The 26,190-nt window shown below is 60.7% G+C and carries 24 protein-coding genes and 2 tRNA genes; 7 read left to right on the plus strand and 19 right to left on the minus strand.

The window, feature by feature from the left end:
• Positions 1 to 220: 220 nt before the first annotated feature.
• Positions 221 to 637 carry a nucleoside-diphosphate kinase gene (ndk, locus tag GOEFS_RS08200; protein ID WP_083837270.1) on the minus strand — a complete coding sequence of 139 codons (417 nt, stop codon included), beginning with the start codon at positions 635 to 637 and terminating at the stop codon, positions 221 to 223.
• 147 nt (positions 638 to 784) lie between these two features.
• Here ndk and GOEFS_RS23215 point away from each other — a divergent pair, with 147 nt between their 5' ends.
• Entirely contained in the window at positions 785 to 1,165 is a 381-nt protein-coding gene (locus GOEFS_RS23215) for a hypothetical protein (RefSeq protein ID WP_007317433.1), read from the plus strand.
• Positions 1,166 to 1,177: 12 nt separating this feature from the next.
• Here GOEFS_RS23215 and GOEFS_RS08210 read toward each other — a convergent pair whose 3' ends face one another.
• Genes GOEFS_RS08210 through GOEFS_RS08220 form a run of 3 tightly spaced genes read right to left on the minus strand, consistent with a single transcriptional unit; the run spans position 1,178 to position 5,642 of the window.
• Complete coding sequence (locus GOEFS_RS08210; protein ID WP_007317434.1) at positions 1,178 to 1,591, minus strand: DUF4233 domain-containing protein; 414 nt, start codon at positions 1,589 to 1,591, stop codon at positions 1,178 to 1,180.
• Positions 1,588 to 3,003 (minus strand): bifunctional tetrahydrofolate synthase/dihydrofolate synthase, encoded by a 1,416-nt coding sequence (gene folC, locus GOEFS_RS08215; RefSeq protein ID WP_007317435.1) that lies wholly within the window; start codon positions 3,001 to 3,003, stop codon positions 1,588 to 1,590. Before folC ends, GOEFS_RS08210 begins: the two co-directional genes overlap by 4 nt.
• The gene (locus tag GOEFS_RS08220) at positions 3,000 to 5,642 is read right to left on the minus strand and encodes a valine--tRNA ligase (protein WP_007317436.1); all 2,643 of its coding nucleotides are present in this window, start codon (positions 5,640 to 5,642) and stop codon (positions 3,000 to 3,002) included. The genes folC and GOEFS_RS08220 overlap by 4 nt, the downstream gene beginning before the upstream one ends.
• A gap of 185 nt (positions 5,643 to 5,827) precedes the next feature.
• Here GOEFS_RS08220 and helR point away from each other — a divergent pair, with 185 nt between their 5' ends.
• Positions 5,828 to 8,053 (plus strand): RNA polymerase recycling motor ATPase HelR, encoded by a 2,226-nt coding sequence (gene helR, locus GOEFS_RS08225; RefSeq protein ID WP_007317437.1) that lies wholly within the window; start codon positions 5,828 to 5,830, stop codon positions 8,051 to 8,053.
• A gap of 95 nt (positions 8,054 to 8,148) precedes the next feature.
• On the opposite strand, the gene clpX is transcribed toward helR, so the two are convergent.
• From clpX to GOEFS_RS08250, 5 genes are all read right to left on the minus strand, one after another.
• Positions 8,149 to 9,429 carry an ATP-dependent Clp protease ATP-binding subunit ClpX gene (clpX, locus tag GOEFS_RS08230; RefSeq protein ID WP_040524756.1) on the minus strand — a complete coding sequence of 427 codons (1,281 nt, stop codon included), beginning with the start codon at positions 9,427 to 9,429 and terminating at the stop codon, positions 8,149 to 8,151.
• 182 nt (positions 9,430 to 9,611) lie between these two features.
• Positions 9,612 to 10,292: an ATP-dependent Clp protease proteolytic subunit gene (locus tag GOEFS_RS08235; protein ID WP_007317439.1), complete on the minus strand. Its 681-nt coding sequence runs from the start codon at positions 10,290 to 10,292 to the stop codon at positions 9,612 to 9,614.
• Positions 10,293 to 10,324: 32 nt separating this feature from the next.
• Positions 10,325 to 10,897, minus strand: coding sequence for an ATP-dependent Clp protease proteolytic subunit (locus tag GOEFS_RS08240; protein WP_040524776.1), 573 nt, complete (start codon positions 10,895 to 10,897; stop codon positions 10,325 to 10,327).
• Between the two features lie 265 nt (positions 10,898 to 11,162).
• Positions 11,163 to 12,512: a trigger factor gene (tig, locus tag GOEFS_RS08245; protein ID WP_007317441.1), complete on the minus strand. Its 1,350-nt coding sequence runs from the start codon at positions 12,510 to 12,512 to the stop codon at positions 11,163 to 11,165.
• Positions 12,513 to 12,585: 73 nt separating this feature from the next.
• Positions 12,586 to 12,659: transfer RNA gene (locus tag GOEFS_RS08250), tRNA-Pro, on the minus strand.
• 195 nt (positions 12,660 to 12,854) lie between these two features.
• Between GOEFS_RS08250 and GOEFS_RS08255 the strand changes: the two genes are divergently transcribed.
• From GOEFS_RS08255 to GOEFS_RS08270, 3 genes are all read left to right on the plus strand, one after another.
• A tRNA-Gly gene (locus GOEFS_RS08255) sits at positions 12,855 to 12,928 on the plus strand.
• Between the two features lie 848 nt (positions 12,929 to 13,776).
• The gene (locus tag GOEFS_RS08265) at positions 13,777 to 14,367 is read left to right on the plus strand and encodes a hypothetical protein (RefSeq protein ID WP_138917938.1); all 591 of its coding nucleotides are present in this window, start codon (positions 13,777 to 13,779) and stop codon (positions 14,365 to 14,367) included.
• A gap of 186 nt (positions 14,368 to 14,553) precedes the next feature.
• Positions 14,554 to 14,970, plus strand: coding sequence for a hypothetical protein (locus tag GOEFS_RS08270; RefSeq protein WP_007317443.1), 417 nt, complete (start codon positions 14,554 to 14,556; stop codon positions 14,968 to 14,970).
• A gap of 60 nt (positions 14,971 to 15,030) precedes the next feature.
• Here the strand turns inward: GOEFS_RS08270 and GOEFS_RS22405 are convergent, their stop codons facing one another.
• The 10 genes from GOEFS_RS22405 to GOEFS_RS08325 form a co-directional block, all read right to left on the minus strand.
• Positions 15,031 to 16,704, minus strand: a complete 1,674-nt coding sequence (locus tag GOEFS_RS22405; protein ID WP_007317444.1) for an HK97 family phage prohead protease — start codon at positions 16,702 to 16,704, stop codon at positions 15,031 to 15,033.
• Positions 16,685 to 17,872 carry a phage portal protein gene (locus GOEFS_RS08285; RefSeq protein ID WP_007317445.1) on the minus strand — a complete coding sequence of 396 codons (1,188 nt, stop codon included), beginning with the start codon at positions 17,870 to 17,872 and terminating at the stop codon, positions 16,685 to 16,687. Before GOEFS_RS08285 ends, GOEFS_RS22405 begins: the two co-directional genes overlap by 20 nt.
• A 53-nt stretch (positions 17,873 to 17,925) precedes the next feature.
• Positions 17,926 to 18,207, minus strand: a complete 282-nt coding sequence (locus GOEFS_RS08290; RefSeq protein ID WP_007317446.1) for a hypothetical protein — start codon at positions 18,205 to 18,207, stop codon at positions 17,926 to 17,928.
• A gap of 274 nt (positions 18,208 to 18,481) precedes the next feature.
• Positions 18,482 to 18,637 carry a hypothetical protein gene (locus GOEFS_RS23420; RefSeq protein ID WP_170323141.1) on the minus strand — a complete coding sequence of 52 codons (156 nt, stop codon included), beginning with the start codon at positions 18,635 to 18,637 and terminating at the stop codon, positions 18,482 to 18,484.
• Between the two features lies 1 nt (position 18,638).
• On the minus strand, positions 18,639 to 19,391 hold the full coding sequence (locus GOEFS_RS22810) for a helix-turn-helix domain-containing protein (RefSeq protein WP_007317447.1): 753 nt from the start codon (positions 19,389 to 19,391) through the stop codon (positions 18,639 to 18,641).
• Positions 19,388 to 19,579, minus strand: a complete 192-nt coding sequence (locus tag GOEFS_RS08300) for a hypothetical protein (RefSeq protein ID WP_007317448.1) — start codon at positions 19,577 to 19,579, stop codon at positions 19,388 to 19,390. Before GOEFS_RS08300 ends, GOEFS_RS22810 begins: the two co-directional genes overlap by 4 nt.
• Positions 19,580 to 19,989: 410 nt before the next feature.
• Positions 19,990 to 20,406 (minus strand): hypothetical protein, encoded by a 417-nt coding sequence (locus tag GOEFS_RS08310; RefSeq protein WP_007317449.1) that lies wholly within the window; start codon positions 20,404 to 20,406, stop codon positions 19,990 to 19,992.
• Positions 20,407 to 20,493: 87 nt separating this feature from the next.
• Positions 20,494 to 20,670: a helix-turn-helix domain-containing protein gene (locus GOEFS_RS22815; RefSeq protein WP_083837267.1), complete on the minus strand. Its 177-nt coding sequence runs from the start codon at positions 20,668 to 20,670 to the stop codon at positions 20,494 to 20,496.
• Between the two features lie 259 nt (positions 20,671 to 20,929).
• Positions 20,930 to 22,057, minus strand: coding sequence for a site-specific integrase (locus GOEFS_RS08320; protein ID WP_138917940.1), 1,128 nt, complete (start codon positions 22,055 to 22,057; stop codon positions 20,930 to 20,932).
• A gap of 284 nt (positions 22,058 to 22,341) precedes the next feature.
• Positions 22,342 to 23,772, minus strand: coding sequence for a cytochrome P450 (locus GOEFS_RS08325; protein WP_007317451.1), 1,431 nt, complete (start codon positions 23,770 to 23,772; stop codon positions 22,342 to 22,344).
• Positions 23,773 to 24,085: 313 nt separating this feature from the next.
• Here GOEFS_RS08325 and GOEFS_RS08330 point away from each other — a divergent pair, with 313 nt between their 5' ends.
• Positions 24,086 to 25,297, plus strand: a complete 1,212-nt coding sequence (locus GOEFS_RS08330) for a sensor histidine kinase (protein WP_007317452.1) — start codon at positions 24,086 to 24,088, stop codon at positions 25,295 to 25,297.
• A complete protein-coding gene (locus GOEFS_RS08335) occupies positions 25,290 to 25,970 on the plus strand; it encodes a response regulator transcription factor (protein ID WP_007317453.1) in 681 nt (226 codons plus the stop codon). The genes GOEFS_RS08330 and GOEFS_RS08335 overlap by 8 nt, the downstream gene beginning before the upstream one ends.
• Positions 25,971 to 26,190: the final 220 nt, after the last annotated feature.

The raw sequence follows: 26,190 nt of genomic DNA on the forward strand, positions 1-26,190 counted from the left end.
CGTTCAGTCTCGGGCCGCCCGCGCGCTGAGTCTAGATAGAACCCGCGGCGGTGGGGCTGCCACCGGTTGCCGAAGCCAACTTAGGTACCGACTCACCCACGTTGCGTGCGAGCTAGATGTCGACAACGGCCAAGCAAGTATCCCACACCACAGAGGTTTCAAGAATTCAGGTCGGCGAAATCGCCTCTGACAATTCCCTGAACTCGGTTATGCGCGCTGGTCAGGCGCCCAGGTTCGGAAACCAGAGCGCAATCTCACGCGCCGCCGACTCCGGCGAGTCTGAGCCGTGAACCAGGTTGTTCTGCGTTTCCAACGCGAAGTCACCGCGAACTGTTCCCGGTGTGGCCTTTTCTACCGGGTCGGTGCCACCGGCGATCTGACGCCATGCCGCGATGGCGCGTGGTCCTTCGACCACGGCGGCAACGAGTGGGCCGGAGGTGATGAACTCGATCAACGATCCATAGAACGGCTTACCGTCATGCTCGGCGTAGTGGCCGGCAGCCACTTCCGCGGTCGCGGTACGCAGATCGAGCGCGACGATCTTGAGGTCTTTCGCTTCGATGCGGCGGATGATCTCCCCGACGAGGCCACGGGCGACGGCGTCGGGCTTGGCTAGTACGAGGGTGCGTTCGGTCACGATGAGCATGGTAGCGGTGGCACATCCGGCCCTCGACGCCGGCATATCGCCGAAGCTTCGTCCACACTCCTGACGGTTATCCCCAGACCTGGACCCACACCCGAATTGACGTCGTCTGAACGCGGCCTCGGGCGTAATATTCGCCGCATGATCACGTCCGAATCAGATAGTCGATTCACCCAGATCTACAGCGATATCAACGAGATCTACGGACAATTGAGCCAGCACACCACGACGCTGGACCAGCACACTGAGAAGCTGGACCAGCATACGAAAATCCTGGACCAGCACACGAAGATACTTGACGAGCATACGAAGATACTCAACGAGCACAGTGCGATACTCGCGCTGCACACAGCGAAATTTGAGGAGATCGATCGCCGGTTCGCACAAATCGACGCCCGCTTCGACCAAATCGATCAGCGGTTCGAGCAAGTCGAGGCCCGGTTCAAGCACATCGATACGAAGCTTGAGAAACTCGATTCCAAACTCGATCTCATCCTGGAGCACGTTGGTGGCCGGAGTTGACGCTGACCGAAACTACTCGTCGATAGGCTCTTGCCCGAATAGTTCGCCGCGCTCCATCCGCCGCTCGACGTCTCTCTTGATGTACGCGATGTAGACCCACACACAGCCGAACACCACGCCCACCACGGCGATTGACCAATGGAACAGTCCGCCCGCAATCGTCACCACCTGCAGTGCCAGATCGAATCGCAGTGCCCACGGCCTGCCCTGCAGCCCTGAGCCCAGAATCATCACCAGACTTAGCCCAAGCAGAAAAGTCAACGACCACGGTCCGAGGCCGGGGCCTACCTTCGCGACGATCGGAAGCGCGAGCAGCACGATGATCACCTCGAGGATCAACGTGCCGGCCATCACGCCGCGTAAACCCTTCCACGGATCATTGGTCGGCTCGGTGAATCTCTGTTTACCCGGCGACGATGAACTCATGCGGGATCCTTCCCAAACAATGTCCGCGCGGCCCCCGCAGTCATAACCGAACCGGTGATCACCACTCCGGCGCCCGCAACGGGCGATCCGTCGTCTGCCTCTTCGGCCCACGCGATGGCCACCTCGACGGCGTCGGGCAGAAACGGTTCGACCCGCACCCGCTCTTCGCCGAACACCCGATTCGCGATGTCGGCGAGGGTGTCGGTATCCAATGCCCGCGGCGACCCATTGTTGGTAAGCACCACGCCGTCAAACACCGGCTCCAGCGCCGCAAGCACACCCTCGACATCTTTGTCGCCCAAAACTCCCACCACCCCGACGATCCGTCGGAAATCGAATTCATCGGTGAGCGCCTGAGCTAATGCCTGGGATCCATGTGGGTTATGCGCGGCGTCCAGGTATACCGTCGGCGCGCTGCGAACTCGCTCCAGCCGACCCGGAGCGGTCACCGCCGCGAAACCGGCCCGCACCGCCTCAGCATCCAATTGGCGGTCCGCGCCAGCTCCGAAGAATGCTTCGACCGCAGCCAGTGCGACCACCGCGTTGGACGCCTGATGCGCGCCATGCAGCGGCAGAAAGACCTCGGGGTATTCGCCACCCAAGCCCTGCAATCGCAGCAGCTGACCTCCGACCGCGGTCTTCGACTCCAGCACTGCGAACTCCGAATTCTGGCGCGCCACAATGGTTTCCGCATCAACCGTGGCACGGAGCAATACGTCCAACGCTTCCGGTGATGACTGCTGGGCAATGATTGTGACCGGATCGACGGGGACCAGTGCCTCCGAATCACCCTTCTTGATGATGCCTGCCTTCTCCCCCGCGATCGCGGTAAGCGTGTCGCCGAGGTAATCCGCGTGGTCCATCGCGATGGGCGTGATGACGGCAACTGCCGCATCGATGACATTCGTCGCGTCCCAGCGGCCGCCCATTCCCGTCTCGACGACAGCGACATCGACCGGCGCCTCCGCGAAGGCGGCATAGGCCATCGCGGTGAGAACCTCGAACTTACTCATCCGCGGACCACCCGCGGCGATAGACGAGTCGTCGACCATGGTGATGAACGGTTCGAGTTCACGATAGGTATCGACGTAACCACGTGGCGAGATCGGTTGTCCGTCAACCGAAATACGCTCGGTCGCCAATTGCAGATGCGGGCTGGTGATCCGCCCGGTCCGACGATGCAGAGCGGTCAACAGAGCATCGATCATCCGAGTCACCGACGTTTTGCCGTTAGTACCGGCGATGTGGATCGATGGATAGTTGCGCTGCGGCGACCCGAGCAGATCGAGAAGCGCGTTAATCCGCGTTAACGAGGGCTCGATCTTGGTCTCCGGCCAACGCGTATCTAATTCGGCCTCGACGACGGCAAGATCTTCGAGATCCTCTGGCGTAGGCGACGCAGACGCCGTCATCCCAGCGAATCCAGCTTGGCAGTCAACCGTTCGATCTCCTCCTGTGCGAGTTTCTGCCGCGCCCTAATCTTGTCGACAACATGATCGGGCGCCTTCGAGAGGAATTGCTCGTTGCCCAGTTTCCCCGACGTCTGCGCGAGTTCTTTTTCGGCGACAGCGAGATCCTTTGCCGCACGACGTTTTTCAGCCTCAACGTCAACGCTGCCGGATGTGTCGATGCGCACCACGACGGTAGTCGACGACAGTCGCACCTCGATCGTCGCCGTCGCGGTGAAGCCATCGCCCGCCGTGTCCAACTTCGCCAACGAATCGATGTAGGCGCGTGATTGCCCCAGCCCCGCCGCGTCGGTGCCCTCTAGCTCGGCGGAAACGCGCTGATTCGGCGCCAATCCCTGATCGCTACGGAACCGGCGGACCTCGGTGATCAGCTTCTGCAGATCCTCGATATGGGTGCGTGCGACAGCATCGACAGTTGCTCCAGCTGCCTGCGGCCACGGCGCCACAACCACCGATTCGCCGCCGGTCAATGCCTTCCACAGCGTTTCGGTAACGAACGGGATGACCGGCGACAAGGCACGCAAGAGCGGATCGAGAACATTGCCGAGGACGAGCGCCGTCGCATCGGCGCGAGCCTGATCACCCGAATTGATCTGCACCTTGGCAAGTTCGAGATACCAGTCGCAGACCTCGTCCCATGCGAAGTGGTAAAGCGCCTCGCAAGCCTTCGAGAATTCATAAGACTCAAAGCCCGAATCCGCTTCTGCCAGAACCTCATCGAGCCGATCGAGAATCCAGCGATCGGCAACGGTCAACTGATCTCGGGGCGGAAGATCCCCGACTTTCGCCCCGTTCATCAACGCGAACTTGGTAGCGTTGAACAGTTTCGTCGCGAAGTTTCGGGACGACGATGCGTGGTCCTCACCAACGGAGATATCGCTGCCAGGGTTGGCGCCGCGCGCCAGAGTAAAGCGCAATGCGTCGGCGCCGAAACGCTCAACCCAATCGAGCGGATCGATACCGTTGCCCTTCGACTTACTCATTTTGCGGCCGTGTTCGTCGCGCACCAGCCCGTGTAGGAATAGGCTGCCAAACGGCACCTTGGCTTCTCGATCAGCAAGTCCGGCAACATCTTTGGCACCAACGTAGGTGCCAAACATCATCATCCGGGCGACCCAGAAGAAGAGAATGTCGTAACCGGTCACCAAGACCGATGTCGGATAGAACTTCTGCAGGTCCGCGGTATCGGTTGGCCAGCCGAGTGTCGAGAACGGCCATAGACCCGACGAAAACCAGGTGTCGAGGACGTCGGTCTCCTGCGTGTATCCCTCGGGCGGCGCCTCTCCGGGTGCCGGGCAAACCACTTCACCGTCCGGCCCGTACCAGATCGGGATCCGATGCCCCCACCAGAGCTGGCGCGAGATACACCAGTCATGCATATCGTCGACCCAACCGAACCAGCGCGATTCCATCGATGTCGGATGAATCACGGTGTCGCCGTTACGAACCGCGTCCCCCGCGCTCTTGGCCAGCGGCTCGACATTGACCCACCACTGCATCGATAACCGCGGTTCGATCGGTTCGCCGGTCCGCTCTGAGTGGCCGACGCTATGTAGGTACGGCCGGACTTCCTTGACGATCCGTCCCTGTTCCGCCAAAGCCTCGCGGACCTTGACGCGAGCTTCGAAGCGGTCCATCCCGTCGAATTGCGTTCCGGTGTCGGTGATTACACCGGTCTCGTCCATGATGGTCGGCATCGCCAGACCGTGTCGCTGACCGATCGCGAAGTCGTTGGGGTCGTGGGCCGGCGTGATTTTCACTGCGCCCGAACCGAATTCGGGGTCGACATAGTCGTCGACGACAACCGGCACCTTGCGATCAAGGAATGGGTGTTCGAACTCGACGCCCACCAGATCACGGTATCGCTCATCGTCGGGATGGACGGCAATCGCGGTGTCGCCCAACATCGTTTCCATTCGAGTGGTGGCGACGACGATATGGGGCTCGTCATCACTCATCGCCCCGTACCGGAAGCTGACCAGTTCGCCCTCGACGTCGGCGTAGTTGACCTCGATATCGCTGATCGCGGTGCGCAGGACCGGGGACCAGTTGACTAACCGCTCGGCCTGGTAGATCAGTCCGTCGTCGAACATCTGCTTGAAGACCGTGTGGACGGCCGTGGACAATCCCTCGTCCATGGTGAAACGCTCACGACTCCAGTCGACGCCGTCGCCGAGTTTGCGCATCTGCGATCCGATGGTGCCGCTAATCGCGGCCTTCTCCTGCCACACACGCTCGATGAAGGCTTCTCGGCCCAGATCGTCGCGAGTAACACCCTCGTCGGCTAGTTTGCGCTCGACCATCGTCTGCATCGCGATCGCCGCATGATCCATCCCCGGCAGCCACAGCACCTCATAACCCTGCATGCGGCGCCGACGAGTGAGCGCATCCATCAACACGTGTTCGTAGGCGTGCCCCATGTGGAGCGACCCGTTGACATTCGGTGGTGGAATGACAATGGAAAAGGGCGGCTTGTCACTTGAGGCGTCAGCGGTGAAATACCCCGCATCTACCCAGCTCTGGTACAGCCCATCTTCGTGCTCAGCAGGGATCCAGGACTTGGGGAGCGCTTCGTTGGTCACCGGTCAATTCTAGGGAAAGGCGAATGCCGGTCGAACAGCCCCTCGGCCAGTCGTATCGACAGCAGGCTCCACCCCTTGCCACTTTCAACATATATCGCACCCGGGGGCTTGCCGCAAGGCCCGGGTAATGCTGCAGAATCGCTGGTCGTGGCGACTTACCCGGACTCGCCGCAGACGGAGAATCAATGCCCCAACCTGCACTTGGACCGATAACCAGCACCTTCGATCTGCCGCTTCGGCTAGCGCATAAGGGCGGTTCCGTCCTCATCGCCGACGACGATCGTCATTTCGCCGCGATCGCCGCGTCCCTGCGAACGACCACCGAAACAGTCTCCGACCGACTAGATGCCCAACGCCGCACTCCTACTCGCACTGGCAAGGAGGCTGTCGAGCGCGACAGCGAGATCAGGCAGTTGTCGGCACGGCTCCGCACTCTTCGACGATTCGGCCTGGATCTGTGTCTAGGCCGGATGGTCGGCGTTGACGGCACCGTCACGTATCTCGGACGTACCGGACTCACCTCAAGCACTGGTGATCAACTCCTCCTTGATTGGCGCGCTCCCGCGGCCGCACCATTCTTCGCCGCCACCCATGCCGACCCGCGAGGGTTGTCGAGTCGACGTCGGTACCGATGGAAGCGCTCCGGCGACGATTTCCGGGTCGTCGACTACTGGGACGAGGCATTCTCCGACACCACGGACGAGTCCCTCGCACCCGACGACAATTCCGCCTTCATCGCGACTCTCAACTCGGGTCGCTCACCTCGAATGCGTGATGTCCTGGCCACCATCGCGACCGACCAGGACGCGATCATCCGTGCTGGCTCGCCCGGCTGTCTCGTCGTCGACGGCGGCCCCGGGACCGGCAAGACCGTCGTCGCGTTGCACCGCGCGGCGTACCTGCTGTACTCAGACCCACGGGTTTCCGCGCGGCGAGGCGGGGTTCTGGTCGTCGGACCGCATAACCCGTACCTGGCGTACGTAGCAGATGTACTGCCCGACCTCGGCGCCGAGGGGGCCGCGCTGTGCACACTGCGCGACTTGGTACCAGAGGGCGCCGACGCCGTCGAGGAGCCGGATCCTACAGTGGCACAATTGAAGTCATCCGCTTCGTGGATGGACGCCATCGAAAAGGCGGTCGGCTTCTACGAGGACCCACCGAGTGCGCCGGTCACTGTTGAAAGCGATTGGGGCGATGTCGTGGTCACTACGGCCGATTGGGTACAAGCCTTCGACGCTCCGCAAACTGGGACTCCGCATAACGAAGCGCGGGAAGACATTTGGCAAGAGTTAATCGACATCGCCACCGACAGATATCCCGGCATCCCTGGCCAAGAGTTGGTGGCGGCGCTCCGCTCGAGTGTCGAACTCGTCGCAGCACTCAACCGCGGTTGGCCGATGCTCAACGCTACCGACATCGTCGGTGACCTATGGACGGTGCCCGCCTACCTCAGGATGTGCGCCCCGTGGCTAAGCGTCCACGACCGAGAAATGCTGCGGCAGAACGAAGTGAAGACCTGGTCCTCCAGCGATTTGCCGCTACTCGACGCGGCGCGACGTCGGCTCGGCGATCGCGACGCCGTCGCACACGGTCGGCGGCGAGCAGCCGCGGCTGCCGCCGAGATGCGACGCAAGGCGGATGTGGTCGCGGAAATGGTTGCGGCCGAAGGTGACCGGGAGAGTCTACTGACCCAATTTGTCCGCGGCGGTTTGAGCGAGGCCCTGGTGGACGAGGACTCGCTGCCGCAGCACGCGATCGATCGTTTCTCGGAAACGTTCGCACACGTGGTCGTGGACGAGGCGCAGGAACTCACCGATGCCGAGTGGCAGATGCTTCGAGCGCGCTGTCCATCGGGCAGCTTCACCGTTGTCGGGGACCGCGCGCAGGCACGGGCGGGCTTCACCGAGTCCTGGACGGAGCGATTGAGCCGCAACGGTCTACGCGGCGTCGACGTCGCACACCTGCGAGTTAACTACCGCACCCCGCAGGAGGCGATGGATGCCGCTGAACCGGTGATCCGGTCGGCGATTCCCGATGCCAACGTCCCGACGTCGATCCGCAGCAACGGTATCCCGGTGACATACGGCAGTCGGGCCGACCTCGATGCGGTGCTGACCAGCTGGCTCGACACCAATGACGACGGGATCGCATGTGTCATAGGCGATTCCGAATTCGAGGCGTCCGATCGGGTATCTTCGCTGACCCCGCAGACCGCGAAGGGACTGGAATTCGACTTGGTCGTATTGGTGGAGGCGGATGTTCCCGCGAATGTCACCGCCGCCGGGAGCGAAGCGAGCGGGGCGAATGTCACCGCCGCCGGGAGCGAAGCGAGCGGGGCATATGTAACCGCCGCGGTCGACCGGTACGTCGCGATGACCAGAACTACTCAGCAACTCGTGATTCTGCGCTGAGCCGCGGCCATCGCAAACCCCACAGAAGCGGACATCCCCAGCACCTTTTGGCGCTGGGGATGTCCGCGTGTATGGGGTTTGCGATCTAGCTAGGTCTACGCACTCTTGTCGCGGCGTTCGTTACGTCGATTCTTGCGCGGCACGATGGTCGGCAGAACATTGTCGCGCACCGTTTCACCCGTGACGACAACTTTTTCGACGTCGTCGCGGCTGGGGATGTCGTACATCACCGGAAGTAGCACTTCTTCCATGATGGCGCGCAGACCTCGCGCACCGGTACCACGGTGGATCGCCTGGTCAGCGACGGCTTCCAGGGCCTCGTCGGTGAATTCCAGCTCGACGTTGTCCATGTCGAACAGCTTCGTGTACTGCTTCACGAGCGCGTTCTTAGGCTCCGACAGGATATTGACGAGCGATTCCTTGTCGAGGTTGGTCACCGACGCCACCATCGGCAGACGGCCGATGAACTCCGGTATCAGACCGAACTTGATCAGGTCTTCCGGCATCACTTCCGCGAAGTGATCACTGGTATCGACCTCGTCCTTGGTAGAGACTTCATTGCCAAAGCCGATGCCGCGCTTACCAATTCGGTCGGAGACGATCTTCTCCAACCCGGCGAACGCGCCAGCGACGATGAACAGCACGTTGGTGGTATCGATCTGGATGAACTCCTGGTGCGGATGCTTGCGTCCACCCTGCGGTGGTACGGACGCCTGCGTGCCCTCCAAGATCTTCAGCAGCGCCTGCTGCACGCCCTCACCGGAGACGTCACGGGTGATCGATGGATTCTCGCTCTTGCGGGCGATCTTGTCGACCTCGTCGATGTAGATAATGCCGGTCTCGGCGCGCTTCACGTCGTAGTCGGCGGCCTGGATCAACTTGAGCAGGATGTTCTCGACATCCTCACCGACGTAGCCGGCCTCGGTGAGTGCCGTGGCGTCCGCGATCGCGAACGGAACGTTGAGCATCTTGGCCAGAGTCTGCGCGAGGTAGGTCTTTCCGCATCCGGTGGGACCGAGCATCAAGATATTCGACTTCATGAGCTCGACTACCTCGCCAGTCCGAGCATCCTTCTTGTCGCCCGCCTGGATCCGCTTGTAGTGGTTATAAACCGCGACGGCCAGAGTCCGCTTGGCGGTGTCCTGCCCGATCACGTACTTATTCAAAAACTCGCGAATCTCAGCGGGCTTCGGGAGTTCATCGAGTTTAACTTCGCCGTTCTCGGCAAGTTCTTCCTCGATGATCTCGTTACACAGGTCGATGCACTCATCGCAGATGTACACGCCGGGTCCGGCGATCAACTTTTTGACCTGCTTTTGACTCTTTCCACAGAAAGAGCACTTCAAGAGGTCGCCACCGTCTCCGATTCGTGCCATCGCCCTTTGTACCTGCTTCCAAGAACTCGGTTGCGACATCATGCGCCGCCACCATCGTGTCGTGGTGTACCTCGACGGTACCCCTACTTACTGCCGATCTTCGATCGTAAAGCTATTTGCCCCGGAGTGTCGGGCCGACGCGCACATCTTCGCACTTGTTCGCCGGATGCGTTGCGACGAACCTACTTCTTCAGGGACTTCTTGCGATATTCGAAAACCTCGTCGATGATCCCGTATTCCTTGGCCTGCTCGGCGGTGAGGATGTTGTCGCGGTCGGTGTCCTTGCGGATCTTGTCGGCCGGCTGACCGGTGTGACTGGACAGGATCTCATCGAGGCGGTTACGGATCCGCTCGATCTCCGCGGCCTGGATCTCCAAGTCGGAGACCTGTCCCTGATACGCGCCACCGGTACGCGGCTGGTGGATCAGAATCGTGGCATTCGGTAGCGCGGCACGTTTGCCCGGCGTGCCACCGGCCAGCAGGATCGCGGCCGCGGATGCCGCTTCGCCGAGGCATACGGTCACGATGTCGCAATGCACGTACTGCATGGTGTCGTAGATCGCGAGCATATCCGGCACGCTGCCGCCGGGTGAGTTGATGTACATGGTGATGTCGCGGTCGGGATCCTGCGACTCCAACACCAACAGTTGCGCCATCACGTCGTTGGCGACCGTCTGGTCGATCGGTGTACCCACGAACACGATGCGCTCTTCGAAGAGCTTCGCGTACGGGTCGTATTGCCGTTGACCGTTGGGAGTGTGCTCGATGAACTGCGGCAGGATGTAACGGGCTTCGATGCTCTGCATGAATCGGGTGGAATCGGCGATTCCCGCAGCGACGGCGTCGACGGTGCTCTGTGTCATGTGGTCTATTCCTTCTCTAGGCACTGCCGTGGTCAGTTGGAACCGAGTCGGGACACGACGTGATCAACCAGGCCGTAGTCCTTGGCCTCGTCGGCCCGGAACCACTTGTCGCGGTCGGCGTCGGCCTCGATCTTCTCCAGCGGCTGGCCGGTGTGCTCGGCGTTGAGCCGGTTCATTTCCTTCTTGGTCAGCGCGAACTGCTCAGCCTGGATCGCGATGTCGGCGGCGGTACCGCCGATGCCGGCCGACGGCTGGTGCATCATCACCCGCGCATGCGGCAGAGCGTGACGCTTCCCCTTGGTGCCCGCGGTCAACAGGAACTGACCCATCGAGGCAGCCATGCCCATCGCGTAGGTCGCGATGTCACATTCGGCGAGCTGCATGGTGTCGAAGATCGCCATACCCGCGGTCACCGATCCGCCCGGCGAGTTGATGTAGAGGCTGATGTCTTTGGTCGGATCTTCGGCAGCGAGCAACAAGATCTGCGCGCACAGACGGTTGGCGATATCGTCATCGACCTGCGTGCCGAGGAAGATGATGCGTTCGCGCAGCAGTCGTTCGAACACCGAATCGGTCAAGTTCAGTCCGGCAACTCCCGAACTCATGGTCAGCTGTGAATCGCTCACAAAGTCCTACCTTCGACTACTTGATGGATATCTACTCGGCATATGCGACGCGGATGCGTAGCGCCGAGGTATTGCGTCGTTGTCACCGAGGTTAACCAATCCCTCGGACGAAACCCTCCCGAAGACACCGCTATTCGCTCACAGCAGAACGGCGGCCATCGGCCTCGAACAAACACACCGCCGCCCCGACACGCGCCAGGATGAGGCGCGGTGGGACGGCGGCGTAGAGGTTGTCCGGCCAGACCTACTCGTCGTCGGCCGCTGTCTCGTCTTCGAACGGACCGAAGAATTCCTTCGTATCGACGGCGGTGCCGTTGCTGTCGGTGACGGTCACATCGCGAACGATCTCGGCGAGTGCCTTGCCTCGGCGAGCGTCGGCGTAGACGGCACCGATCTGTCCGGCCTGCTGCAACTGGCCGATGAATTCCTGCGGCGCCATGTTGTAGCGCTGCGCCTGGAAGATGATCTGCTGCGTCAGCTCGTCCTGGCTGACCTCGGTCTCGCCCTTCTCAGCGACGGCGTCGAGCAGCAGCTGGGTACGTACGGACTTCTCGGCCGACTCCCGAGCCTCGGTCTCGAACTTCTCACGACTGGTGCCCTGCGCCTCAAGTAGCTGCGCGAAAAGGTCTTCGTCGTGTCCGATGCTGTGCAGCACCTGTTCAAGCTGTCCTTCGACCTCGGCGTCGACGACCTTCTCCGGCAACGGGAACGGTGCCTTCTCGGTCAGCTGCTCGAGAACGGCATCGCGAATCGCATTGGCCTGCTCGGTCTTCTTCGACTGCTCGACACGCTTGGCCAGATCGGCCTTGAGCTCGTCGACGGTGTCGAATTCGCTTGCCATCTGGGCGAATTCATCGTCGACGTCGGGTAGGTCACGGACCTTGATCGAGTTGACCTTGACGGTCACCTGAGCTTCTTGCCCCGCGTGATCGCCAGCGACGAGCGTGGTCGTGAATTCCTTGGTCTCACCGTTGGAGAGGCCGATGATCGCTTCGTCCAAGCCATCGATGAGTTCGCCGTTGCCGACCTCATGTGACAGACCCTCGGTCGATGCCTCTTCGACCTTCTCGCCATCGACGGTCGCATCGAGATCGATGGACACGAAGTCACCGTTCTCAGCGGGACGGTCGACGCCGTTGAGGGTGCCGAAGCGGGCGCGCAAGCCGTCGAGCTGCTCGGCGACCGCGTCATCGTCGACCTCGATCGCGTCGACGGTGACAGCCAGCGTCGAGTAGTCGGGCAATTCGATCTCGGGCCGGACATCGACCTCGGCGGTGAAGGTGATGGACTCGCCGTATTTGAGCTCGGCCAGGTCGATATCGGGCTGCCCGAGGGCGTTGATGTCTGCTTCGGTGACAGCTTCGGTGTACTTAACCGGCAGTGCCTCGTTGACGACCTGCGCGAGCACCGAGTCGCGACCGACGCGCGCTTCGATCAATTTGGCCGGAGCTTTACCCGGACGGAACCCTGGGATGCGAATCTGCTGAGCGAGGGACGCGTAGGCCCGCTCGAAGTCTCCGGAAAGTTCCTCGAAGGGAACTTCCACATTCAGCTTTACTCGGGTCGGGCTCAGCTGCTCGACAGTGCTTTTCACGCCTCTGGACTCCTTGGCTTCGACTTCTCACGTGCTACTCGATCGCCGTCGCCTGGACCGGCGACACGAACTGTCGGGATGACAGGATTTGAACCTGCGACCCTCCGCTCCCAAAGCGGATGCGCTACCAAGCTGCGCCACATCCCGGTCGGTTCCCCCCTCGCTAATCAATCACTCGCGACACACAACGCGTCGTCGGAGTCGAAACGAGAACCAACCGCACATAGTACGGTGCCGACTGCCGGTTTCCACAATCGGAGGGGCGATTTCTCAATCCGGTTCGGCACGTTGTAAGGTTCTGTTCCGCACGCGGAGCCTGGCGATCCCAGACGCCGCATGCTCGCGGGTGTAGCTCAATGGTAGAGCCCTAGTCTTCCAAACTAGCTACGCGGGTTCGATTCCCGTCACCCGCTCCACAGGTCAGAGGGCATTTTAGCCTTCTGACCTTTTTCTTTGCCTGAATCTTGCATCCTTGGTGCATCCTTCGTGTCTCCGTAGACAAGTTCGGCCCCGGCCAGCGTTGCACCGCTGATCGAGGCCTAGATCACAACATCGGAGACAATCGCTGTGACCTTGCCTTCCACAATATCGGCATGCGCTTTTGCCGCATTCGTATACCTAGTCCCCCTCACCGCGCTCTACATCGCCGTCTCGAACGGCTGGTGCGCCGCATGAGCCGTCTCGTACTCACCAAAACCGGATTACAACGAGTCAAGTTCGCAACAAGTTGCTCTAGCACTGCAGCGCTGGCCCAGTTGATCGGTGTCAGACAGTCCGATTTGTGGCGGGTCATCAGCCAGGTCGAGCAGCCAAAGGGCAGCCTGGTCGCCGCGATTCTGACGGCCTCGTGTGTGCCGTTCGATGAAGTGTTCGCCGTAGTCCCGACATAGTTTCCGCCCCGAGCGCGCTTTCATGGTTGACCATGAAAGGCCTGCTCAAGGCCCGATTGGCTTACTCCGGGGTTCGAGTCCCTGGCGGGCACTAAGCGCGCGTAACCGATTCCCAACAACGCGCTCGGTCGTTCTGCTCTGCCCGACCGCAAAACCAGTAGACGGTACCTAGCCCAGTCTCATGCGGTGCCCGTGAGCCACGACGACATGCTGTGATCGAGTTTGCCGACGTGCCATGAATCAACCTGCTGTCGTTGACGGTGGGCTATGAGTCGTGGTTCTACGCGGTAAGTGCTTGGTCCGTGGGTCGATTCCGGCGATGGGGTTCAATGCTTGGCCACCCGTAGGGTGTCGAAGCCTCGTATGTTTGCAGCGTGAACAGGTCAACGGCAACGTCGATAGCTTTTGAATTTCACATGACCCCAGGCTGGTCAAGTCTTGGCGTCATGCTGGTCGGCCTCTTGAGTCTTGGTGGCACAGTCTGGTACAACCGGAAGTCCTTACAGGCAATTGACGCCCGTCGAGTCTCCGACATAAGCGAGGATCGCAACAGGCAGATCCGGGAACTTGGAGTCCAGATTTTGAGCGAGACGTACGAGTACAGCGTGCGCTCAATGATCCTGGCGAGTTGGGTGGAACGCTGCATCAGTCAGCAGTCTGATAGAAGCGCGGTCCTTAAGGAAAATCTAAAGCTCCGCAATGAACGAATACATCCCATCGAACGTCGTATCGTCTCAGCCGCACAATCACTGATGCTGCTAGACACTGGCGGCCCGGCGTCGTCGCATGCTGGCACTCTCCTAGTACTCGCCGCCGAGAGTATGAGATATGCCGCAGACGCCCACGATGCAGTTGCGCTTGGCAAGATCGCGAGCGGATACCAAGCGTCAGCTGAGTTGGTGTCCGAGCACTCGGCGAAGCTATGGAATTGCTTGAAAGACGAATACGCTCCGAAATCCAGTTAGGAACGACCTAGAGCGCCCGCCAAATCCGTATTCGGGTTGCCGACCGGGTGTGGCCCGTATTCGTGGCTCATTGGACACTCCGGCGGTTGTGATGCTCGCGCACGGCCCGGCCTTGAGGACGAGCTAGTACTGATGATCTGGTTGAAAACAGCACGCCAATGCGCACCATGGTGGCACTCTTTCCCAATGACATGCCGCGTGCGCCACTGCCCTGAACAAGCCGTCACAGCAATTGATTTGGACCCCAACAAAATCGGTGGCCACTTCAGTTATCCCATGCAACCCCCAGTCTGCCAACGACATTTCGATGAGTTGTCCGATCCCGCAACACAGTGGGCGTGCGACGACTTTTCGGGGAACGGCCCTGAGGTGCTGATTGGCGAGACACTGAGCGAGCTGAACGAGTGGTACATAACCGGGAACGCCAGGATATCCATCGGTGGTACCTACCGACGTCAAAGCGCTGACCTTCCAGATCTCAAGCACATTGAACTGGCAACCAGGCAGGTCGGCACCGACAAAGATGGCAAAGTCGAGTTCCACGCAACGCGGGAAAACCTTGCCAAACTAGCCCATCTTCTTCAGGGCCATGCGGGCAATTGATACGCGAAAAGCGCCCCGCTGCAACCACATTCGGTTGCGCGGGGCGCTCTCGTTATTCTGCTATGCGCTTGCGGTGCCGATCTTCACCACACCACCAGCACGCAATACTGACACGCCGAACCGGCCCTCAGTGCGCACACGGACAAGGTTCTGACCGAAGTCATCACCCTTAGTGCCCCAAGCAACCCGGATACCGTGCGTGTCGGTGTCCACACGAACCGACGACTGATCGAGCAAAACACCGGTCTTCGTGGGCAGCCCCGTCGACACAACCACCGGCACACCATGCAGGCGTTGCGCAGCGCGGTCCACGGCAACGTTGCCTAGATCGAACGTGCCTGACCCACTCGCGCGCTGAAGGCTGATCGCCTCCCATGCCTCAGGCCGCAACACGAACACGTGCGGGGCGAAGCCCGATGATTCGAGCTTGGTAATCGCCTTGCGTGTCGTCGTGATGGGGTCGACGGCATAGGTTTCGTCCACAATTCCGTTGGTGTTGAGGATGCCCTGAAGATTTGGTTCTGTCCCGGAGCCGTTGAGCACCTGCGCTTCAAGGGCTTGACTCAGTCCGAACAGCATTTCGGCTTCAACAAACGCGGCTAGCTCGGCGTTGTCGAGTAGGTCGTAGGTCGATAGGCCGTCGCTGATATGGGCAACGACTTCCAGTTTCGCGTCTACGCTCTCAACACCGAACGTCGATTTGGCTTTGTCGCCGCTGACCCACGGTGCCGCGTTGAGGTTGCGTGCAGTCTGTCGCAGGTAGCGGTACTTCGGGCTGTCATGCTGCTTGACCGGCAGCAAGTCGAGAAACGACGTGGGAATACGCTGCATCTCAATCGGTGAGCGATCTTCGAGCGGTACCCCGACCGCGCTTGACCCAGCGGAAACCAACGACTTGATACCGACACCGCCCAGCATTGCCTGCGACAAGGTGCCTGCGGTGGCGCGTGCTTTGCGGCCCGTAAACGACAGGAACTTTTGGCTGCTCAGCGTCGCCTTCTCGGCTTCGTCTGGTTTGGCAGGTTCGCCACCGAGCGCGGCCACTGCCTCAATGAGCGCTTTCGATTCGAGCGCCGCCGCCGCCTTCGCGTCGAACTCCTTCACGGCGTCGATCAGTCCGGCAAGTTCTGCGCGCCCCTCCGGCGTAATCTCGCCCGATTTCACCTGTGCGGCCAGTTCGTCGGCCTTGGCTTTGGCATCGACGCGCTGGTCGGCGTTCTTGATTTCCACGGTCATGTGTTCCCCTCCGAGATGTTGACCGGCAGGTCCGGCCTTCACGTTGTTGATCGACGTCGCACGATTCGCGCCGATCGGAACCACTGAAACCTCAAGCAACTCAAGGTCTTTCAGCAGTAGGTGATCTGATTTCTGCTCACTGTCGCGGGTCACGTACCCGATCGACATTTCACCGATGCGGCCCGCCGCGAGCATTCGATGTGTCTGCGCCGCCTTGGGCGAATCCATATCGAGTTGGCAGGTCACTTTCAGGCCGTGGTCGTCCTCGACAGCGTTGACGACGTGCCCGATGCACATTTCCGGGTCATCGGTGCGATGCCCGTAGAACACCGGAATGTGGCCCTTGCGCGCCCATTCGGCGATCGTGCGAGCGAACGCGCCGCGCTGAACTATGTCGCCATAACTGTCCAGGTTGCCGAAGGCTGACGCGTACCCCTCGAACGTGCCGGTCTTACTGTCGGCGGTCTTGATCTGGGCGTCATTTTGCTTCGTCAGCATGCGATTCCCCCGAGTTTCCTTGTGTGGCAGCCATATTCAACGGGACGCGCAACGTGTCCCCGCCTGGCAATGCGGGCAGATTGAGTCGTGCTCGTACCTCGTTGACGGTCATGTATCCCGATACAAGCGCCGATGCGAGTTGTTCGGATTGTTCGGTGAACGATCCTTCGAGTTTTTCGCGTATGTTGAACTCCGCGTATAGATTTGAGTCGCGGAACCGTGCCACCAAGTCAGCATTGAGGCGTGCCTCAATCTGGGCGATGATCGGCCCGAGCGTGTCTCCGTACAGTCCTTTGCGGAACTCGACCACGTTTGAGTAGTTGGCGTTATCGAGCAGCCCGAGCATTGTCGGGTTGACGTGATAGACACTCGCCACTGTGGTCAGCGCGAGTTTCGAGCCTTCCACGTAGTCTTCGTCCTTGGCGGAGAAGCCAATTCGTTTGAGTTCCATGCCGTCTTCGAGCACTGGCACGCCGCCAACCTTGTTGCCGTTGCCGGTGTAGGCAGCTCGCCACCCGGCAAGGAATCGCTTGCGACCTGCATTCGACCACACGGGCGCGTCCTTAGGACGCGTCAGATATGAGCCGATGCGTCCGCCGTTTTCCCATAACTGTTGACGGAAGGTCTGCGCGTGAATCTGTTCTGCTAGAACGCTTTTCAACGCCTCAACTGGGCTAGCGCCGATGCGGGTATCGGCTGGGTTCCACCCGTGCAGTTCGATGACGTCAGATGTCGGGACAGTGATCCTGTGCTCAGAATCGGCGTCGGGAGCGAGCACATAGGCCCCAACCGCGAAAGGGGTGGACCCTTCAGTGTCGACAATCCAGCGTTCGGGGATGACCCGAAGTTGCGTGGGTTGCCCCGAGTCGTCGGGTATGACCCAGATCAGCACCCGGTCGAACAACGCCAACGCTGCCACAGTCTTGAACACGAAGTCGTAGCCCGTGTCTTGCTCATTTGGTGCGGCGAGCAATTTCGGCAGCGGGTGATCGCGGACCCGCTCCCGTCCACCATCCGCGCTACGCCTGTAGGTGTGCAGGCCGAGTTGTGCCACATTGCGCGCGAGGAATGTCACCACTGTGCGCAAGTACGGCTGTTCACGCCACAACTGCTCCGGCGATTTGCCAAGAACCGACACCGCTTCAGTTACCAATGGTTCGTCATCCACTGGTAACGCGCCTTGACGGCCCCGACTCACCTTCCCCAGCCAGCCGCGAGCCACTAGGCAATCACCCCCGTAGCGACCGCCTGAACCTCGACGTCGGCAAGATCGCGCCGGGCCAGCAATTCCCGCCGAACCTCGAAGGCGTCACCCGAGTGCCGCGCTGCCATTTCAGCAATCAGCTCAGAAGCGAGCGCATGAATTAGCGATTCCACACCGCCGAACCGCTCGAATGCTTCCGTGATGACCCGCGCCCATCCACGCGAGTCGCAATCATGGACGGACCGCGCGGCATCAATCGCCGCTAGAACGTCCTTGGGCGTCCGTTTCACCGTCGCCAAGGCAATCACCTTACCTAGATAGAGAAAACCCGCCAGCGTGGACGCCAGCGGGTCAGAATTGGTTGTCAGTCTTTAGTTGTGGGCGAGTATCGAACAGATGTTCGTGGGCCTCGCCTGACACGTGTGCACGCGCGCGATGGGCCTACACGGCTGGGGGGGAGAGGACCACTGCCGTAGGGTGTGGGCCGCTGATCTGCGGTTCTAGTGATCTATGCGCCCCCCCGCCAGACTTTCTAGCGGCGCCGCTAAAAAGGGCTGGTCACGTCTCAACATGTCAATCGGGTCTGGGTTTCGACCAGATGAACAGGTGACCGAGTTGTCCGCGTGCGGCGTCTCGCTGCTGCGCACTCGCTGTGAGCTGCTGTTGCCGTTTACGCCGCCCGATATGGGCTGGTGTTGCCGCATAACCATTGAATCCACTCTTAGGCATCTCACCACCCACTTTCATATGTTCGACGTTCAGGTTCAGCGCGCGCCGGTTCATCAGCAATGATCTTGCGGAGTAGAGCCGCTGGCCTGCGTGCTCTCGGTATCGCCCTGCGCAGATCGCCAACTGCTAACCGTTTGGTGACGGCCTGTTGCCAGTCGTCGGCGTTCAGTCCCGCGTTGCTGAACCATTCGGGCATTGCCCCGGCTGCGACCTCAGGTGATCCACCAACCTCTTCATACAGCCGCGCTGCTCCTAGCTTCATCGGCTTGTCATCGGGTGCCGCTTTCGGCGACTCAGGTTCGGGCGCTGCTGCTAGTTCTAATGGGTCTAGTTCTGGTGGGTATAGTTTGGGCGGGTGTTTACCCGCTACCGTGGCGGGCGTTTTCGGGGTAGGGGTAGCGGGCGTTTTTCGGGTAGGGGTAGCGGGTAAATCAGTCAACTTGTACAGCGTTGAAGTCGGCACCACATGACGATCAGATTGCACAAATGATCGGTCAGACGGGTCGTCGGCGCTACACCAGCGTTTGCGCATGGTGATGACCCCGGCGGATTCGAGCGCCTGCAAGTGCCGGTCAACGTCATCGGCGTTGCGGTACCCGCATTCCTTCGCGAGTGTCCTTCGAGACGGCCAGCATTCGCCGGTCTCGTTATCAGCGTGCCGCGAAAGGACTGCGTAGAGACCAAGGTGGTTCAGCTTCAGTTCGCGCGTTTCAACCTTTCCAAGTACCGCTGACGGCACGCGTGCGTAGGTCACCAGAACTTCACCACCGCTCCCAGGTCAGGCATATAGACCCCGCCCTCATAGTTGTCTATTGGCTCAATCAGGCCGACCTTTTCGAGTTGGTCAAGGTGATTGAGCGTCGCCCGCACACTCATCCCGCCGCACTCGATCCCGATTGCCCGCGCGGCAGCGCGACGTGCACGTTTCTGTCGGCTAGTCATCTGTTCGCGGTCCGTTCTTCATGCTCTTCGAGAAAGTCACTGATCGCATCACGCAACCGGTACATGCTGGCGATACGGCCAGAATGAAGTGTCGTTCGACGCCCACTACTAGCGACCGCGATTACCCGTTGCATGCGCGAGTCGCCGAGTGACGGCTCAACCACATAGTCAGCCACAAGTTGCCTTCCGGTTAGTTTGGTTCCTACTGCCACGCGGTCGGCCCTTGCCAACTCGTGACCGCTCAGCCATCAGCGCGGCGAAACGATCGAGTTCGTCGGTGCTGAACAGGCGTTGTCGGCACCGCGGCTGCCGAACATGCGGTAACCCCTCGCGCGCCCACTGATCAATTGTTTTCGGAGTGCGGCCGGCAAAATCGGCGGCATGATCCCGGATGAGATACATCGGATTCCTTAGTCATTTCGCGCGTAGAGCGCATCCTCAAGTTGTTCAGCCTTCTCGGCGGCAGCCCGCATTGCAGCGCGTGCGGCGATCTTCTGCGAGGCGGCGTCGGCTTTACGTTGTCGTCCGGCTGCGATCGCCTCGGACCGCTCAGCGGACGTGTATTGCCGTCCACGCCCAGGCCCAGCAACACGAACTTGATCGCGTTTACGCCTTTGCGCATCACGTAACGCGGCCCGCAATGGACCTTTGGCGTAGTAGATGCGCCGGTACCCATCTGGCGTGACTACTTGGTAGGCCAGCACAGTTCCGCGTTTCCGCCAATCCCACAGCGTGGTTTTGCCGCGCCCAACGAATCGTTGTGCCGCCTTTTCTGGGAGGCATTCGCGTCCATTGATCCGAATTGACCTGTAGTCGTAGTCGTGCAATTGACCTCCCGTGATGTGACATTAGGGAGAATGCCGCCAGGGTGTTCAGTGCGCGTTTACGACCAGCCGCCGTACCTGGTCGTAAAATCAGCGACAGTTGCCAACCGGGGCCATAAACCTGTCCAACTCCCGCGAATCGACCCGAATTAGGCGCGGTCCCGCTCGACGCGCGCTCAACCGTCCGGCAGCAATCCACCGGCGAACCGTCTTCGAACTCACGCCTAACAACTGCGCAGCCTGGTCAATAGAAAGATATGTCGTCACGTGTAGCCCATCAAAGATAAACCTATTGCAGCACAACAGGTTTGAAACGGATTGAACACTTCGATTGCGAGCCAACTCGCGAGCTACGCCGTGCGGGCAGATCGACGCCTAACTGCGCTCGATACCCTGCGTGTCATCATGGGTACTCGAATGTCCATTCGAGCGCAAGTGGCAAGTCAAGCACATCAACGCGATAACCGAACGACACGCAACGAGCCGCAAAGATACGTAAAGAACGCAAAGGCTGGGGTGACCAAGGTCACTCTCCTGCCAACTCTGACAGCCGCGTTGCAATCGCCGCATCACGCGCAGCACTACTGTGCTGGTATCGCATACTCATCGCCGGAGTCGAGTGCCCCAAACGGTCCATCAAATCACGGGTTGTAGCCCCCGCCTGCGCCGCAAGAGTCGCGCCCGTATGCCGCAAGTCGTGCACCCGCAAATCACCACGGCCAACACTCGCCGCCGACTTTTTGAAGGCCAAAGTGAACGCCCGCTGGGTCAACCGCGCACCGCCCCGGCGGGTCGAGAACATAAAGGAGTCCGGCCCGTTGTTCACCCGCTCACGCATGTGTTTAGCCAGCTCCGCCCCCACGTGGGGCGGAATCGCCACATCACGAATCCCGGCATCAGACTTCGGTTCTCCGACGACGATCGCACCATCAACCCGTGATGCCGCCCGACGAACCTTCACTGCCACCGGTACACCATCTGCGCGTTCAATATCCTTGCGCCGTAATTCAATTAGCTCACCGAACCGCAGCCCGCACCATGCTAGAACCAACGTAGCCGCCCGATACTCGACCGGCATATCGTCCACAACTGCCCGCAATTCCGCAGCCGTCAAAACTTCTAACTCGCGCCGCTGTGCCAGCTTCCCGGCCCCCTCAACCCTCACCGGATTCTCATCAATCAACTTGTCCCCCACCGCCGTGCCGAAGATCGTCCGCAGTAGCCGGTAGGCGTGACTATTGCCCGTTGGGGTGTTCGAGTTCAATCCGGCCCACCAAGTTCGCACCAGCGCAGGCGTGATATCTGCCAGCCGTTCATCGCCGAACGTGGGAAGAATCCGGGTGTCTAGTGCATTGCGATACAAACGCCGCGTTGTAGGCGCAAGGTCGCGTTCACGCACCCACTGGTCGGCGTAGTTCCGAACTGTCGTCTGCGCGTTTCGGTACTGCGCCTCCCGGTCCGCAGGTGGCTTCCACCCTCCCAATTCGATCAAACGGCGCTCATTCGCCAGCCAACCTTCAGCGTCCATCTTCGCGTCGTATACCCGCAGCGCGTAATAGCGCTCACCGTTGTGCAGATAGGAGGCCTGGTGTCCACCATTCCGCATGACACGAATGGTCCCCCATGTACGACGTTGACGTTTCGATCTAGCCATCGTGCAACCTTAGCGCAACCTCGACACGTCATATTGCGGGTATTTGCCTGGCCTTATGTCCACATGTAGGGTGCAAGTTGTCCGGCTCAAGTGAAGCTATACCAGCTGGTCAATAACTTAATAGCCCAAGTCTATGGAGCGCGCCTTCCAAACTAGCTACGCGGGTTCGATTCCCGTCACCCGCTCCACAGGTCAGCCGACCAAAACAGATCCACCTCGTCTACCTGGATTCACCTGCCTAAATTGGCGAGGTGAATCCGAGCAAACGAGGTGGATTTCTCACTTCATAGCTTTTTAACGGCCCGCACCTTTCCCCCGTCACTCGGAATCATTGTCACGTTGCGATGGTGTGGTTTTTCGCCCGGACGGTCGTGGGTCTCCAGGTCGACGCGACGCAGGATCTCGGTCACGACGATTCGCAATTCGGCCATGGCGAGCGCGGCCCCCAGACAACGACGGTTGCCTCCGCCGAATGGCATCAGCGTCTGCGGCGATGGCTTGGTCTCCCGGAACCGCTCGACGTCGAAGGCGAATGGCCGCGGATAAATCTCGTCGCGATGATGCAACAACAGAATGCTCACTAGCGCGACGGTGCCGGCATCAACATGATGACCGCCAAAGTCCCAGGGCACCAACATCTCTCGCGCCACCATCGGCACCACGGGCCGACTACGCATCGATTCGTTGACCAATGCCTCGACCGCGTCCTCGCCGTCTCCCGCGCGTACCTCATCGCGGACTTTCAGGTACTGGTCTCGATGCCGAGTCAACCGCTCGAAGGTCCAGGCAACGCTATTCGACGTAGTCTCATGTCCGGCGAGCACCAGGGTCATCAGCTCGTCACGGATCTCGTCGTCGGACAGCGCGCCGCCCGACTCATCCCGCGCATCGAGCAACACCGAAAGAATATCGTTGCCGCCCAAGCTGTTTCGACGTTCGGCGATGACTCGATAGACCGCTCGGTCAACCGGCTTGAGTGCCCATCTGGTAAAGCCGATCGGCTCGGGGTTGCGAGCGTTGATCAGCTGCGCGACGGTGGCCGCTGGCCACGTGGAACGACGCAGTAACCGGATAATCTCGGCTCTAAGGGCACGCTCGGCCGGCGTCGGAGCGCGCTGATCGCCGATTCCGAATACCGCCGCCATGATCACATCGAGCGTGATCTGTTGTCCCAGATCAGCCAGCTCGATGACCTCGCCGACTTTCCAGGTGTCGATAGCCCGTGTCGTGGCTCGAGCGATGTCCTCTCGATAACTCGCCACCGACTTCCCATGAAAATGCGGCATAAGAAGTGCTCGTTGACGTTTATGCCGCGCGCCGATCGAGGTGAGCACCGACTCGGAACCGAGGATCGGGCGCAGCGGGGACATTCGCGTTGCCGACGGGGCGATCGACGGGTCCGCGACCATTAACGACTTGATATGCCCCGGATCGCTAAGTACGACGGTTCGGCCGGCCCCGCCGATCAGCTCATAGCGCAGTAGCGGCGTATTCGCGGCATCCGCGAATAACGTGTCACCTTGCCTCAGAACTAGTCGCAGTGACTCTCGAATCGAATGCGGTGACACTTTCACCACCGGATGCGTATCAGTGGTCGGCAGGTCACCGATCGGCCCCGCCGTTGACTGCCCAACGACAATCCCGCTAAGCGCGTCCGGATCGCCGAGATGCCAACGTTCTCCGGTCAACCCCGTCCGCATGATCGTTGATGTCATCAGTTCCCTCCCAGTGCCGATATCCACCGGCCTCGACGTCGATGTACAGGCCGATCACGGATCGCGTCCCGCCTGTTCATCGCGGCACGAGTTTCCCTCGCCTGCCAATTGAGCCCGGATCCATCGTGCATCAGATACAGGCTCGCCACCAGTAAAACGATTGCCATCACCGTGATCTCCATGACTAAACGCTAATCCGCGAAGTCGCGCTGGTCAGTGGCCCCGGGACGGAACTATCCGCCCGACTTCGGGCGGATGTGGTGTCCTCCCCGAGTAGGATTCGCCGACGCGGTAAGAGCGATAAAATGCGCTGGTGCATTGGCTGCTGATGCGAACCCGTCGGACCCTGGCCCTGCTGGGCTACGAGTACCCGCCGTCGTATCTGCTGATTGCGTGGGCCGGGTATGCGCTGACCGTCGTGACCGCTGCGGCGGACCGTATCGTTCGCGGACTGGACGGCAACCAGTGGTTGGGCGTCGTTGCCGCGACGTGCGCGGGTCTTGCGCCGTTGACCGGCGTCTGCCACACGCGACGAATCTGGAAACCGATGCTCACCGTCATGACAGCCGTGACAGTCGGGTTGTTTTGGATAGTCCCGGTGCAGGCCGACGCCGCTGCGCTGCTACTAGTCATTTCGGTGACCATGTCGTCCGCGGTGGCTCGGCCCAGCGAGAACATCTTCGATGTCGTGGCGCTTCTTTCGGTGCTGGGTGCCGGAGTGGCCATCGACCGTGTCGAGCAAGGATGGCTCATCGCCGCGATGATCTGTTTCGGGGTGGCGGTCGGCAGGCTACTTCAGGCGCAGTTGCTGCTCCTACGGCGTGAGCGGCAGGCACGTGCGTCGCAGGCCGTCCTCGACCGCGCCGGGATGGCACGCGAAATTCACGACGTCGTGGCGCACTCACTGAGCATCGTGCTGCTCAATGTCACCGGTGCGCGACGCGCGTTGCAGCAGGATGCCGACACCGAGGAGGCTTTGGCGGCATTGAAAGATGCCGAGGCGCAAGGCCGTACCGCCATGACTGACGTCCGACGCACCATCGAACTGCTGCGGACCGAGGGCGAGTCCGAATTCGCCCAACCCGGCGTCGATGACCTACCGGCCCTAGTAGACACGTTTCAACGAGCGGGAACGTCGGTGGCATACAACGCACTGCCCTTGCCCCAAGAGCTCAGCAGCGCAACGGAATTGGCGATCTATCGCATTGCGCAAGAATCGCTGTCGAACGCGAGCCGACACGCACCGGGCGCACCGATAGAAGTGACCATTGCGCCCGCTCACGCCGGCGTGCTGGTGGTGGTGCTTAACGACATTTCCGAAGACACTCGACGGCGCGCAGGCGGATCTGGGCTCAGCGGCATGCGCTCGCGAGCCGAACTCCTCGGCGGGTACTTGACGGTGGGACGACACAGCAATCAGTGGCGGGTCGAGGCATTCATTCCGGTTCCGGAGTCGTGCCCGGATGACGGCTACGGTGACGTGATGACCAAACGCGACAACACGCACGCGGCGACCGATGGCTGAGGACCTCATTCGCACTCTGCTTGTCGATGACCAGGAACTCGTGCGGTCGGGACTTCGGCGCATCCTTCGGCGCAAAGACGGCTTCGACGTCATCGGCGAGTGCGGCGATGGTGACGAGGTACTCGACGCGGTCGCCTCCTATCGGCCCGACGTCGTTGTAATGGACTTGCGGATGAAGCGGGTCAGCGGGATGGACGCGACGCGGAAACTCCGGGAAACACAGTCACCTCCACCGGTCCTCGCTCTTACGACATTCCGCGACGACGCGCTCCTCTCGGAAGCACTGCGCGCTGGCGCAGCCGGTTTCGTATTGAAAGACTCGTCGGCCGAAGAACTGATCCGCGCGGTGCGGCTGGTGGCTGCCGGTGAAGCTGTCCTCGACCCCGCGGTTACCGCCCGCGTACTCGACACCTACCGCGCCGCGGACTCGAATAATGACGCCAAGGGCACTCCGACTCCCGCGCTCTCGCGCCTCACCGCGCGGGAAAGGACGGTGCTCACCGCCCTTGGACGCGGCCTATCCAACGACGAGATCGCCGCTGAACTGGTTATTTCGGTGGTAACGGTCAAGAGTCACATAAGTAGCATCTTCGCCAAATTGGACGTGCGAGACCGTGCGGGTGCCATCGTCTTCGCCTTCGACAACGGTTTGGTCACTCCCAGAGCGCATTGACTCCAATAAAGAATATGTGGCTTGCCTCACATTCCGATAAGGCGTCGGGCCGCTACCCAGCACAAACCGAAAGTCGGCTGGATTCACTCTGACAAATCACCTTCAACACTTTGGCTCATCGGCAACAGTTGTGTAACGATGGAACAGCGCATTTGTGGGGAAAGGCGCCGGCCTCCGCTCGCGGGGCCCGACTTTGCAAACGAAACGTAAGGGTTCGACT

The sequence above is a fragment of the Gordonia effusa NBRC 100432 genome, from assembly GCF_000241305.1.
GTDB classification, from domain to species: domain Bacteria; phylum Actinomycetota; class Actinomycetes; order Mycobacteriales; family Mycobacteriaceae; genus Gordonia; species Gordonia effusa.

Excerpts from the sequence above, each read along its gene's own strand:
- GOEFS_RS23215 (WP_007317433.1), top strand. The coding sequence starts at position 785 with ATGATCACGTCCGAATCAGATAGTCGATTCACCCAGATCTACAGCGAT.
- GOEFS_RS08210 (WP_007317434.1), bottom strand. The coding sequence starts at position 1,591 with ATGAGTTCATCGTCGCCGGGTAAACAGAGATTCACCGAGCCGACCAAT.
- folC (WP_007317435.1), bottom strand. The coding sequence starts at position 3,003 with ATGACGGCGTCTGCGTCGCCTACGCCAGAGGATCTCGAAGATCTTGCC.
- helR (WP_007317437.1), top strand. The coding sequence starts at position 5,828 with ATGCCCCAACCTGCACTTGGACCGATAACCAGCACCTTCGATCTGCCG.
- clpX (WP_040524756.1), bottom strand. The coding sequence starts at position 9,429 with ATGGCACGAATCGGAGACGGTGGCGACCTCTTGAAGTGCTCTTTCTGT.
- GOEFS_RS08235 (WP_007317439.1), bottom strand. The coding sequence starts at position 10,292 with ATGACACAGAGCACCGTCGACGCCGTCGCTGCGGGAATCGCCGATTCC.
- GOEFS_RS08240 (WP_040524776.1), bottom strand. The coding sequence starts at position 10,897 with ATGAGTTCGGGAGTTGCCGGACTGAACTTGACCGATTCGGTGTTCGAA.
- GOEFS_RS08270 (WP_007317443.1), top strand. The coding sequence starts at position 14,554 with ATGACATGCCGCGTGCGCCACTGCCCTGAACAAGCCGTCACAGCAATT.
- GOEFS_RS22405 (WP_007317444.1), bottom strand. The coding sequence starts at position 16,704 with ATGCTGACGAAGCAAAATGACGCCCAGATCAAGACCGCCGACAGTAAG.
- GOEFS_RS23420 (WP_170323141.1), bottom strand. The coding sequence starts at position 18,637 with ATGCCTAAGAGTGGATTCAATGGTTATGCGGCAACACCAGCCCATATC.
- GOEFS_RS08300 (WP_007317448.1), bottom strand. The coding sequence starts at position 19,579 with ATGACTAGCCGACAGAAACGTGCACGTCGCGCTGCCGCGCGGGCAATC.
- GOEFS_RS08320 (WP_138917940.1), bottom strand. The coding sequence starts at position 22,057 with ATGGCTAGATCGAAACGTCAACGTCGTACATGGGGGACCATTCGTGTC.
- GOEFS_RS08325 (WP_007317451.1), bottom strand. The coding sequence starts at position 23,772 with ATGACATCAACGATCATGCGGACGGGGTTGACCGGAGAACGTTGGCAT.
- GOEFS_RS08335 (WP_007317453.1), top strand. The coding sequence starts at position 25,290 with ATGGCTGAGGACCTCATTCGCACTCTGCTTGTCGATGACCAGGAACTC.